The organism is Pseudomonas sp. 43mfcvi1.1, assembly GCF_900115935.1.
GTDB lineage: Bacteria > Pseudomonadota > Gammaproteobacteria > Pseudomonadales > Pseudomonadaceae > Aquipseudomonas > Aquipseudomonas bijieensis.
This window is the reverse complement of the sequence record NZ_UETT01000020.1, coordinates 100,273-111,437: the sequence shown is the minus strand read 5'-3', so window position 1 is coordinate 111,437 and position 11,165 is coordinate 100,273. Positions and strand designations below refer to the sequence as shown.

Genomic DNA, 11,165 nt, shown 5'->3' with positions numbered 1-11,165 from the left:
CCTGTTCTACGCGCTCAAGGTCGGCATCGCCGCCTGGGGCACCAAGGAACGCACGGACAAAGAAGCGCCATTCCAGGCACTGCCGGACGCTTGAGAGGATTGCAACGATGTTCAATGATTTGAGTCGCCTGGGTAAATACCTCGGTCAGGCCGCCCGCCTGATGGTCGGCATGCCCGACTACGACAACTACGTCGAGCACATGCAGACCAAACACCCGGACAAGCCGTTGATGGACTACGAGGCGTTCTTTCGCGAACGCCAGGAGGCCCGTTACGGCGGCAAGGGTGGGCCCAAGTGCTGTTGAAGCACCGCTTGGGTTGAGGTAACTCCTTGTGGGAGCGGGCTTGCTCGCGATAGCGGAGTGTCAGTGAACGATGCTGTTGACTGACCCACCGCGATCGCGAGCAGGCTCGCTCCCACAGTTGTTTGAGGTGGTCTCAGGATTTGCATGCACCACAGATCCCTTGTGGGAGCGAGCTTGCTCGCGATGGCGTCGGGTCAGTAGCATCGATGCCGACTGACCCACCGCCATCGCGAGCAGGCTCGCTCCCACATTGGCTTGTGGTCTTCTTTTAATTTCGAAACAGGAGAACCATGTTGTCCTCTCCCATCCCGGTCACCATCCTCAGCGGCTTCCTCGGCGCCGGCAAGACCACGCTTTTGCGCTATCTGCTCAAGGCCGAGCACGGCCTGAAAATCGCCGTGATCGAGAATGAATTCAGCGATGCCGGCATCGATACCCAGTTATTGGGCGACGAGCCGGTGCAAGTCATGACCCTGGCCAACGGTTGCGTGTGCTGCACCATTCACACCGACCTGACCAAGGCCCTGTACCTGCTGCTCGAACGACTGGACAGCGGCGAAATCGCCTTCGACCGCCTGGTGATCGAATGCACCGGCCTGGCTGATCCGGCGCCAGTGGCGCAGACGTTCTTCATCGACGAGGACTTGCGCGAGCGCTATATCCTCGACGGCATCCTGACCCTGGTGGACGCCGCGCACGCCGAGATCCACCTGACCCAGGCCATCGCCCAGGCCCAGGTCGGGTTTGCCGATCGCCTGCTCCTGAGCAAGACCGATCTGGTGGAAGCGGCCCAGGTCCAGGCCCTTGGCGAGCGTCTGGCGCGGATCAACCGGCGCGCGCCGATCAGGGTGGTCGAACACGGCAAGATCGACCTGGCCGAGCTGCTCGACATTCGTGGTTTCAACCTCAATGCCGACCTGGGCGCGGGGTTCAGCCTGCGTCCGGTTGGCAAGGCGACCCCGGGCGATCGCATCAGCAGCCTGGTGCTGCGCACGGACAAGCCGCTGGATATCGACAAGCTCAGCGAGTTCATGAACCAGTTGCTGGAAGAACATGGCAAGCAATTGCTGCGCTACAAAGGCGTGCTGAACATCGCGGGCGAACCCCGTCGGCTGGTGTTCCAGGGCGTGCTCAAATTGTACGGTTTCGATTGGGACACCGAATGGGCGGCAGGCGAAGCCCGGGAAAGCGTGATCGTGTTCATCGCCGACGAACTGCCCGAAGAGAAGATCCGCGCCGGCTTCGAAGCCGCTCTACTTTGACGATCCCGTGCCTGCGGCCAGCAGCAGTTTTTGCTCCAGGTGGTCCAGGTGCTCGTCCATCAGCCGCAGCGCTTCGTTGACGTTACGGCCTTCCACCGCGTCGACGATTGCCAGGTGTTCCTGCCAGGCGCAGTGCCGGCGGGATTTGACCTCGTGCCGCGCCAGGGCCAGCGAGGTCAATGGCACCAGGCTACCGAGGAATTGTGCCAATGGCGCGTTGCCGGCCATGGTGGCCAGTTGCAGGTGAAACTCGCCGGACAGGCGTATCGCCGGGCCGCGCTCACCGCGATCCAGGCAGCGCTGCTCCTGTTCCACCAGATCCCGCAGATGCCGTAGATCCTGCGGTTGCGGTGCCTTGCAGGCCAGGCGCACCAGGGTCTGCTCAGCCAGGCGGCGGGCGTGGAGGATCTGCCGGGTCTGTTCCAGGTCCGGTGCGGCGACTTGTGGCCGGTGATTCGGTCGCAGGATCACCACTTGCTGGTGGGACAGGCGCGCCAGCACCCGGCGAATGATGCTGCGGCTGACACCGAACACATCCCCCAGGCTTTCTTCGGTGAAGCGGCTGGCCGGGGCAATGCGTTGTTCGAGGATGGCGTCGAAGATTCGCGGGTAGATATCGTCCACCGACGGTTTGCCGATCCGGCCGGGCAGAGGCAGGGCGGCAAGCATATTGCGATTATGTTGATGGGAAACGAGAGTGTTCATGGCGGTCTCCGCAGGCAATGGCTCAGGTGCCGAGGTTGTCGTCCGGAATATTCAATTCGATGCCCATGCGCTGGCCTTCCCGGAGAATGTGCCGACGCATTTCGGCGCTGGCCTGGGCGCTGTTCTTGCCCCGGATGGCACGGACCACGGCTTCGTTTTCTTCCAGGCGCTCGGCCAGGTGTTCGGGTGAGTTGCGCAGCACATCGGCGCTTTGCTTGAGGGCGTTGCTGGTCTGCTGGACCACGTTCTGGAAGATCGGGTTGGACGTCAGGGCAAACAATTCTTCATGGAAGGCGATGTAGGCGTTGGCGCAGGCATCGCTGTCGTCGGCTTCCAGGGCTTCGCGCATGTCCATGAGGGTCAGGCGCAACTGGCCGACTTCCTTGCTGCTGATGGACTGGGCCACAAGACCGACGATGAAGGGCTCCAGGGTGTAGCGCAGTTGCAGCACGTCTTCCAGGCTCGCGCCGGCCATGGCGCTGCCTTCACTGGCTGTATCGCTGAGAGTGGCCTCCAGCACCACCACGCCCTTGCCGGGCATCGAGCGCACCAGGCCCAGGGTCTCCAGCACAATCACCGCTTCACGCAGGCTGGGTCGGCTGATGCCCAGTTGTTCGGCCAGCTCGCGTTGGCCGGGCAGCATCTCGCCCGAGCGCCATTGGCCCCGGGCCAGGGCGGCGCGGAGCTTCTCCACCACGGAATTGACGACGGTTGATGAACTGATCACATGTCACTCCTTGAAAATCACTCAGGCGGTGCCGGTTCGCGGGCCGGCACCGCAGTCTTTCAGAATTGCTGGTGATGGGCACTGCCCACCGGTTTTCTGGGTTGGAAGGTATAGCCTTGTTGACCGGACAGCACCTTGCGCGCACGAGGGATGTCGATGTCTTTTTCCCAGCGGGCGATCGCCACGGTCGCCACGCAATTGCCAATCAGGTTGGTCAGGGCGCGACCGATGCCCATGAACCAGTCCACGGCCAGCACCAGCACCAGGCCGACCACCGGGATTGCCGGGATCGCGGTCAGCGTGGCCGCCAGGATCACCAGCGCCGAGCCGGGAATCCCATGGGCGCCCTTGGAGGTGATCAGCGAGACCAGCAGGATGGTCAACAGATCGCTCATGGCCAGGGGCGTACCGGTCGCGTTGGCGATGAAGACAATGGCCAGGGTCAGGTAGATCGAAAAACCATCGAGGTTGAACGAGTAGCCGGTGGGAATGACCAGGCCCACGGTAGAGCTGCCGACCCCCAGGTGTTCGAGTTTGCGCATGATCTGTGGCAACACGGCGTCGGACGACGCGGTGCCGAGTACGATCAGCAGCTCTTCGCGCAGGTATTTGAGGAACGGCAGCATCGGCAGGCCCGACACGCGCATCACCACGCCCAGGATCACCGCGACAAAAGCGATGCAGGTCAGGTAGAACAGGCCGACGAGGTTGCCCAGGTGCTGTAGCGAATCCAGGCCGTATTTGCTGGTGGTGAAGGCAATGGCGCCAAAGACACCGATAGGGGCCAGGCGCACGATCATGCCCATGATGCGGAAGATCACGTGGCTGAGTTCGTTGATCAGGCGGGAAATACCGGACGCGGCATCACCGACGAGATTCAGTGCGCTGCCAAACAGCACGGCAAACAGCAGCACCTGCAGGATGTTGTTCTCCGCGAATGCTCCGATCACTGACGTCGGGATCAGGTTCATCAGGAACTGGGTGGTGGTGACCATGTGCTGGCCGCGCTGGGCGATATCGCCCATGTCGGCGCTGGAAAGCTGGTCAAGATGGATGTTCGCGCCGCTGCCGATGCCCGTGGTGAAGGCAAAGACCAGGCCGATGACCAAGGCGATGGTGGTGAGTATTTCGAAATAGATGACCGACTTGAGGCCGATGCGCCCGACCTTCTTGAGATCACCGGCGCCGGAGATGCCGCTGACCACCACGCAGAACACGATCAGGCCGATGAGCATCTTGATCAGCTTGATAAAGCCGTCGCCGAGGGGTTTGAGCTGTGCAGAGTATTCGGGAAGGGTAAGCCCGCAGACGATGCCGAGCACCAGTCCGAGGACAACTTGAAGGAAGATCGACCGCGAGCACCATTTGAGCATGGGAGGGATTCCTGGTTCGGTGTCCATGTCCGCCGGCGCTGGGGCTGTTGGCGTCAGGACTTCATTATTGTGGTCTTACCGGTTTGTCCAGTGCAGGCGCAGTCTAGGCGCTGTTTTTGCGGGTATGCAAGCTTGATTGTGATGATTTGGCTTTACCGGTCTTACCAGTTGTGGTGAAAGCCTTGAGCTTGAGCCTTTTTCCGGCTGGAAAAAATTTTGCCGCCAGATGCCTACGCAAATAGTGAGGAGAGAACACAAGACTGCGGCGCAATGCTGTTCACTTAAGGATTGCTTGATTCATTGTGGCGAGGGGATTTATCCCCGCTGGGCTGCGCAGCAGCCCTGACCCGGCCACTGTGGTGTGCCAGGTGAATCGCATTCAAGCTTTTGGGGCTGCTGCGCAGCCCAACGGGGATAAATCCCCTCGCCACAGGGGATAGATGGGTTGTCCCTGTCTTACATTAAAATGTTCTACGGGTATTTTGCTCAGAGAATACTCAGAATGAACGTCGCTTTTGACTGTTCTTCCGTCTCGGCAAGATAGAGATAAGGCGAACCTCGCAGTCTTAATCCCCCCACATGTTTTTTATTGGCGGTCATGAGCGAAATGCGGGTGTGGCCGGATTTGATATTTTTCGGCGTGATGACATTCTGTTGAAAGTCGATAAGGGTGAAAAGAGTCGGCTTTTTAGTGTTGGGATCCTTTGCACCAAGTACTTCGAACCAGCTTTTACTGAGCACTTTGTTGTAGTGCTCGCCAGTGTTTTTTAGGGTCAGGATATAGCCATTCGCGGTATGCCGGAAGTGCAACCGCAAGGGTTCACCGCGCGTCCTCGGATCTTCGGCGCGCATGCCAAGCAGGTGTGAATGATCCTGGGTCTGGGGTTTGCCGGTATAAAAACCACCGCTGAAAGAGCTGACGGTCGCCAGCGCGGGTTTGCCATGCAGCCTTTCCAGTAGATTGACGTGAGCGCTAAACATATCAAGTGTTGCATGAAAGGAATTTTCACTGTCCATGTGAATATTGACTCCTGTAGTTGTTGATTAAATTTTGGATGGGGCGAACTGGATCTTATTGAGTTGTTAATCCCTTGTGGGGCTGTCTGTATTACAGGAGGTTAAATGCTGGCTGGCGTTAGTTGTTTGATCGTATGTTTTACAACGCCAATAAAAAAGGCCCGCATCTTTCGATGCGGGCCTTTTTGGTTACGTTTTGGCGAGCTGATTAAGCGCCGTACACCGGCAGCTTCTTGCAGATAGCCTTGACCTTCTCACGCACGGCGTCGATCACCGCTTCGTTGTTCAGGTCTGCCAGGATGTCGCAGATCCAGCCGGCCAGTTCCTTGCACTCGGCTTCCTTGAAGCCGCGAGTGGTCACGGCCGGGGTGCCGAAACGCAGGCCCGAGGTGACGAACGGGGAGCGTGGGTCGTTTGGCACCGAGTTCTTGTTCACGGTGATGAACGCCTTGCCCAGCGCCGCATCGGCGTCTTTTCCGGAGATCTCTTGCTTGATCAGCGAGAGCAGGAACAGGTGGTTCTCGGTACCGCCGGACACCACGTCGAAGCCGCGTTCGATGAACACGCCGGCCATGGCCTTGGCGTTTTTCACCACTTGCTGCTGGTAAGCCTTGAACTCAGGTTGCAGGGCTTCCTTGAAGCAGATCGCCTTGGCAGCGATCACGTGCTCCAGTGGGCCACCCTGGGCGCCTGGGAAGACAGCGGAGTTCAGCTTCTTCTCGATGTCGGCGTTGGCGCGAGCCAGGATCAGGCCGCCACGTGGACCGCGCAGGGTCTTGTGGGTGGTGGTAGTGACCACGTCGGCGAATGGCACCGGGTTCGGGTAGACGCCAGCGGCGACCAGGCCGGCCACGTGAGCCATGTCGACGAACAGGTAGGCACCGACCTTGTCGGCGATCTCGCGAAAGCGCGGGAAGTCGAGGACCTGGGAGTAGGCGGAGAAACCGGCCACGATCATTTTCGGCTTGTGTTCCAGCGCCAGGCGCTCGACTTCGTCGTAATCGATCAGGCCGTTGCCGTCGATGCCGTACTGGATCGCGTTGTACAGCTTGCCGGAGGAGGAAACGCTGGCGCCGTGGGTCAGGTGACCGCCGTGGGCCAGGCTCATGCCCAGGATGGTGTCACCGGCCGACAGCAGCGCCAGGTACACGGCGGCGTTGGCTTGGGAGCCTGCGTGCGGCTGGACGTTGGCGTAATCGGCGCCGAACAGTTGCTTGGCGCGGTCGATGGCCAGTTGCTCGACCACGTCGACATACTCGCAACCACCGTAGTAGCGCTTGCCCGGATAGCCTTCGGCGTACTTGTTGGTCAGTACCGAGCCTTGAGCTTCCATCACCGCGGGGCTGGTGTAGTTTTCCGAAGCGATCAGCTCAATGTGCTCTTCCTGGCGCTGAGCTTCTTGCTCCATGGCGGCAAAGAGATCGGCGTCGTACTTGGCAATAGTCAAATCACGGCTGAACATGGCGGTCCTCAAGGATCGGGGGCAGAAAAGGGGGGCATTCTAACCCAACCGGTTTTGGAAGGCATATGAAAGGACATCATGTCGCGGACGAATGGGTTTCACGCAACAGGGGTGTCACCTGTGCAGGCCCTATCGCGGGCAAGCCTTGCTCCCACAGAAGTCTGCGTTCCCCTGTGGGAGCAAGGCTTGCCCGCGATAGGGCGGCCCAGATGGTACAAGGCCTCAGTCGAGCATGAACAACGCATCATTGCTGAACTGCGCTTCAAACCGGTTGGCCGGCATCGGCCGACCGAACAGGTAGCCCTGGACTTCGTCGCAGCCGTGTTCGCGCAAAAAGTCCAATTGCTCGTGGGTCTCGACCCCTTCGGCGATTACCGCCAGGTTGAGGCTGTGGGCCATGGCGATGATCGCCCGGGCGATCTGTGCATCCTGCTCGCCGGACGGCAGGCCGTCGACGAACGTGCGGTCGATCTTCAGCACGTCGATGGGGAATTGCTTGAGGTAGTTGAGCGAGGAATAACCGGTGCCGAAGTCATCCACGGCGATGCTCAGTCCCAGGTTTTTCAAACCGGCCAGAATCTGCATCGCCTCGCTGACTTCGCGCATCAGGATACTTTCGGTCAGTTCCAGCTCCAGGCAGGCCGGCGGCAGGCCGGTGCTGCGCAGGATATTGGCGATGCGCGTGCCCAATTGGCCGTCGGAGAACTGCCGGGCGGAAATGTTGACCGAGACCTTTGGCACCCGGACCTTGGCCTGGTGCCACGTCCTGAGCTGCCGACAGGCTTCGGTGATGACCCAGTCGCCGACGTCCACCACCAGCCCGAGTTCCTCGAGTACCGGGATGAAGTCTCCCGGCGGCACCAGGCCGCGACGTGGATGGCGCCAGCGCAGCAGCGCTTCGGCGCCGGTCAAACGTTTGCCATCGCCGCTGAACTGCGGCTGGTAGTACAACACGAACTCGTTCTGTTCCAGGGCGTGGCGCAAATCGCTTTCCAGTTCCAGGCGCTCCAGGGCGCTGGCGTTCATGTCGGCCTGATAGAACTGGAAGTTGTTCTTGCCGCGTTCCTTGGCGTGGTACATGGCCGTGTCGGCGTTTTTCATCAACTGGCTCAGTTCACTGCCATCCTGGGGACTCAGGGCGATGCCGATACTGGCGGTGACGAAGAACTCCCGGCCTTCGAGCACGAATGGCCGGACCAGGCTGGCGAGGATCTGCTCGGCCACGGTAATGGCCCGGTTCAGCGCCATTTCGCGGCTGGCGCGCGGCTGTAGCAACAAGGTGAATTCGTCGCCGCCCATGCGCGCCACGGTATCGTCGTCGGCGACACAACCGAGCAGGCGCGTGGCCATTTCCTTGAGCATCCGGTCACCGGCGGCGTGACCCAGGGAGTCGTTGATGGGCTTGAAGCGGTCCAGGTCGAGGAACATCAGCACCACCCAGGTCTTCTGCCGCTCGGCCGATTGCAGCGCGGTGTGCAGGCGATCCTGGAACAGCGTGCGGTTGGGCAGGTGAGTCAGGGCGTCGTAATAGGCCAGGCGATGAATGCGTTGCTCGCTGGCCTTGCGTTCGCTGATGTCGCTGAAAAAACACACATAGCTGGCCAGGTCGCCTTCGTCATCGAGCACGGCGGTGATGCCGACCCAGGCCGGGTAATGCTCGCCATTGCGACGCTTGAGCCAGACTTCGCCTTCCCAGGTGCTGTGCTGTTGCAGTTGCTTGAGCACGTAGCGCAGGTGGGCTTCCTGCTGCTCGTCCACGGTCAGCATGTTGGGCAACTGGTCCAGCACTTGCGACACGGCATAACCGCTGACGCGACTGAAGGCTTCGTTGGCCTGGACAATGTAGCCCGCCGGGTCGGTGATCAGGATTGCCGAAGTCGAATGCTCGAATACCGTGGCGGCCATGCGCAGGTCTTTTTCGGCGCGACGCTGCTGGCTGATGTCGCGGCCGACGCCGAGCACGCCTTCGAACGCGCCGCTTTCATCCCACACCAGCACCAGCCGCAACTCGATGGGGATCTTGCGCCCGTCGGCACGCAGGCAGTCGAACAGGAACAGCTGGGTCTGCATCTGGTTGCGCAGCTCGGCCAGTTGTTCGGGCTTGTCGAGGGCCTTGCTGACCCGGTCCATCAGGCTGTAGATGCCGGTCAGTTGTTGCGGATTGGCGATGATTGATTGCCAGCCGTTCTGGAAAATCCAGTCGGCGGTGTAGCCCAGCACCGCTTGCACCGACGGGCTGACATAGTTGAGCGAAAGCTTGTTGTCGGTGGAGAAGATCACGTCGCTGATGCTTTCGGCGAGCATCCGGTAGCGTTGCTCGCTGTCGCGCAGCGATTCGCTGGCCTCGATCTGCTCTGTGACGTCCTTGGCCACGCCGATGATGCGTGTCACCTGGTCGTGCCGGTCCCGGGCCAGGGCCTGTTCACGGATGTCGAAGCAGCGCCATCTGCCATTGCGATGACGAAAGCGCAGCTGGCATTGCAACAGTTGCGTGTACCCGCCCCGGCGCTGTTCCTGGCGCAGGTTGTGGTAGTGATCGGCGTCTTCGCTGTGCAGCAGGATTTCCCAGAAGTACTCGCCCATCTGGTGCAGTTCGGTGCGGTCGTATCCCAGGGTCTGGCCCAGGTGATGGTTGCTGAAGATCATCCGCTGGCTGATGACGTCCTGCACATAGAGATGATCCGGCACGGTGCGCACCACGTCGGACCAGAAACCCTCGCGTTCGAGCAGCGAGAGTTCGATCAGCTTGCGGCTGGTGATGTCGCTGATGCTCAGGATGACCGCGTTGTAGTCGTGCTGTTTTTCCGGCAGGCGCAAGACCAGCCACAGGTGCTGGTCGCGGCCATGGGCGTCCTGGAGCTTGATTTCCAGTTCCAGTTGCTTGTGTTGGTCGAGCAGTGCTTCGAGCAGCTTCGAACCAACGGGGTTGTGTTCCTGCGCACCCTTGCCGACCAGCAGTTGCCAGGCCTGGTCGCAGGAGTCGACGTTGAGCAGCTTCAACGCCATCTGGTTGACTTCGGTGACGTGAACTTCCTGGCGCAATTGTTCGAGTTGATGAGAGGTTTTCATCCAGGCGCGCAGTTGATCGCCATTGTGCAGGCCGGCCCGCTCAAAAAAGGCCTTGAGCCCCGACAGGTCGAGCACGCACAGGGCTACGCCGGTGCCTTCGAAAATGTCCTGGTAGCGCCGCCGACCTTCATGCAACTGTCGCTGCCGCCGGCGCATGTTCAACAGCGCGATCACTGGCAACAACGAAAACGCCAGGCCCAGCAGGCATTTGCCGATGAAGGCCGGCAGCAGTTGCTCGAGCACCTGGCGACGGTCGAACAGCCCCCGCAACTGCCAGTCGCTGCTGCTCAGGGGGATGGTCAGTACGGTGTTCTCCAGGTCATCCGGCGACAAATGGGTAGGGCTGCTCGAGGGCAGGCTTTCGTCGCGGCTGATGATCTGCTGGTTGAGACGGTTTTCCACCAGCCACAGCGGGCGCAGCCCCACATCGGCCTGCTTGGTCAGGGTCGAGAAAAAGCTCGGCGTCAGGCGCAGGGCCCAGTAGCCACGGCTGCTACCGCTGGCCTGGTGCAGCAATAGATGCACCACGGAGCCGTCTTCGGCATTGCTGAAATAATGTGCCTGGGCCCGGCTACGTCGCACCAGCTCACCCAGGTAATCGGCGTCGTGACTGTCGGCGTCGCTGTCACTGAGCACTCGGCCGGAGGGGCTCAGCAGTGCCAGGCTGCGCAATTCAGGGAGCGATTGCTGGAGTTTGCGAACCAGGGCCCGCTGTTCGTCGGCTGTTTGTGGTTGTTCGACGATCGGTAGCAGGTTAAGGGCGATTTGCGCGTTCAGGGCCATGTTCAGGCTGACCTGCGCGGCGAGATCGGCGGTGTAGTCGATGGTGTATTGGCGTTGTTGCTGCTGGGTTTCGCGCAGTTGGTCGAGCAATTGCCAGAACAGCAACCCGAGCAATAGCAGCACGAGGGTGGCCAGCGCGCCCTTCAATGTCCCGCGCAGGGGCGAGCCAGGCACGACAGCGGGTGCGCGAGGGGACAGGGGCGGCGTGACGTTGGACAAGCTGTAATCCTGCGGTTTGCTGGACTGGCGCGACGTGCACTATAAGCCGGACGCCCGAAGGGCGGCTAGCATGCCTTGACTTGTGGCAAAGTGCCAGCCCCTGGCGGCTGGACCTTGACCGACGGTTGAGGTAGCTTTGCCGATCAAACAAGAGCGTTCCAGCTCCAGATCCCCAGGCTCTATCCGCCCGCAGGCATTGATGACCGTCAAGTGCCGGCGCCGCGCATGGCCTGGCTCGTTCTT

9 protein-coding genes are annotated in these 11,165 nt (G+C 60.8%); 3 read left to right on the top strand and 6 right to left on the bottom strand.

The features are described from left to right. The 3 genes from DTP52_RS31785 to yjiA form a co-directional block, all read left to right on the top strand. The coding region (locus DTP52_RS31785) for a hypothetical protein (protein ID WP_371925661.1) at nucleotides 1-94 on the top strand (94 nt) is incomplete at its 5' end. Nucleotides 95-107: 13 nt separating this feature from the next. Beyond that, nucleotides 108-305, top strand: a complete 198-nt coding sequence (locus DTP52_RS28900) for a YbdD/YjiX family protein (RefSeq protein ID WP_003201656.1) — start codon at nucleotides 108-110, stop codon at nucleotides 303-305. A 290-nt stretch (nucleotides 306-595) separates the two neighbouring features. Next, nucleotides 596-1,567 (top strand): GTPase, encoded by a 972-nt coding sequence (gene yjiA / locus DTP52_RS28890; protein WP_178082510.1) that lies wholly within the window; start codon nucleotides 596-598, stop codon nucleotides 1,565-1,567. On the opposite strand, the gene DTP52_RS28885 is transcribed toward yjiA, so the two are convergent. From DTP52_RS28885 to DTP52_RS28860, 6 genes are all read right to left on the bottom strand, one after another. Beyond that, nucleotides 1,559-2,272 carry a GntR family transcriptional regulator gene (locus DTP52_RS28885; protein WP_109756400.1) on the bottom strand — a complete coding sequence of 238 codons (714 nt, stop codon included), beginning with the start codon at nucleotides 2,270-2,272 and terminating at the stop codon, nucleotides 1,559-1,561. The two genes, yjiA and DTP52_RS28885, sit on opposite strands and share 9 nt — an antisense overlap. A 22-nt stretch (nucleotides 2,273-2,294) precedes the next feature. Continuing rightward, nucleotides 2,295-2,999: a FadR/GntR family transcriptional regulator gene (locus DTP52_RS28880; protein WP_109756399.1), complete on the bottom strand. Its 705-nt coding sequence runs from the start codon at nucleotides 2,997-2,999 to the stop codon at nucleotides 2,295-2,297. A gap of 59 nt (nucleotides 3,000-3,058) precedes the next feature. Continuing rightward, on the bottom strand, nucleotides 3,059-4,372 hold the full coding sequence (locus DTP52_RS28875; RefSeq protein WP_109756398.1) for a C4-dicarboxylate transporter DctA: 1,314 nt from the start codon (nucleotides 4,370-4,372) through the stop codon (nucleotides 3,059-3,061). Nucleotides 4,373-4,858: 486 nt separating this feature from the next. Beyond that, nucleotides 4,859-5,389 (bottom strand): hypothetical protein, encoded by a 531-nt coding sequence (locus tag DTP52_RS28870; protein ID WP_109756397.1) that lies wholly within the window; start codon nucleotides 5,387-5,389, stop codon nucleotides 4,859-4,861. Between the two features lie 208 nt (nucleotides 5,390-5,597). Next, nucleotides 5,598-6,851: a serine hydroxymethyltransferase gene (gene glyA, locus DTP52_RS28865; protein WP_058544066.1), complete on the bottom strand. Its 1,254-nt coding sequence runs from the start codon at nucleotides 6,849-6,851 to the stop codon at nucleotides 5,598-5,600. 222 nt (nucleotides 6,852-7,073) lie between these two features. Next, nucleotides 7,074-10,922: a bifunctional diguanylate cyclase/phosphodiesterase gene (locus DTP52_RS28860; protein ID WP_109756396.1), complete on the bottom strand. Its 3,849-nt coding sequence runs from the start codon at nucleotides 10,920-10,922 to the stop codon at nucleotides 7,074-7,076. Between the last annotated feature and the right edge of the window lie 243 nt (nucleotides 10,923-11,165).

Coding starts and splice junctions, on each gene's coding strand:
- glyA (WP_058544066.1), bottom strand. CDS start 6,851: ATGTTCAGCCGTGATTTGACTATTGCCAAGTACGACGCCGATCTCTTT.
- DTP52_RS28875 (WP_109756398.1), bottom strand. CDS start 4,372: ATGCTCAAATGGTGCTCGCGGTCGATCTTCCTTCAAGTTGTCCTCGGA.
- DTP52_RS28900 (WP_003201656.1), top strand. CDS start 108: ATGTTCAATGATTTGAGTCGCCTGGGTAAATACCTCGGTCAGGCCGCC.
- DTP52_RS28885 (WP_109756400.1), bottom strand. CDS start 2,272: ATGAACACTCTCGTTTCCCATCAACATAATCGCAATATGCTTGCCGCC.
- DTP52_RS28870 (WP_109756397.1), bottom strand. CDS start 5,389: ATGGACAGTGAAAATTCCTTTCATGCAACACTTGATATGTTTAGCGCT.
- yjiA (WP_178082510.1), top strand. CDS start 596: ATGTTGTCCTCTCCCATCCCGGTCACCATCCTCAGCGGCTTCCTCGGC.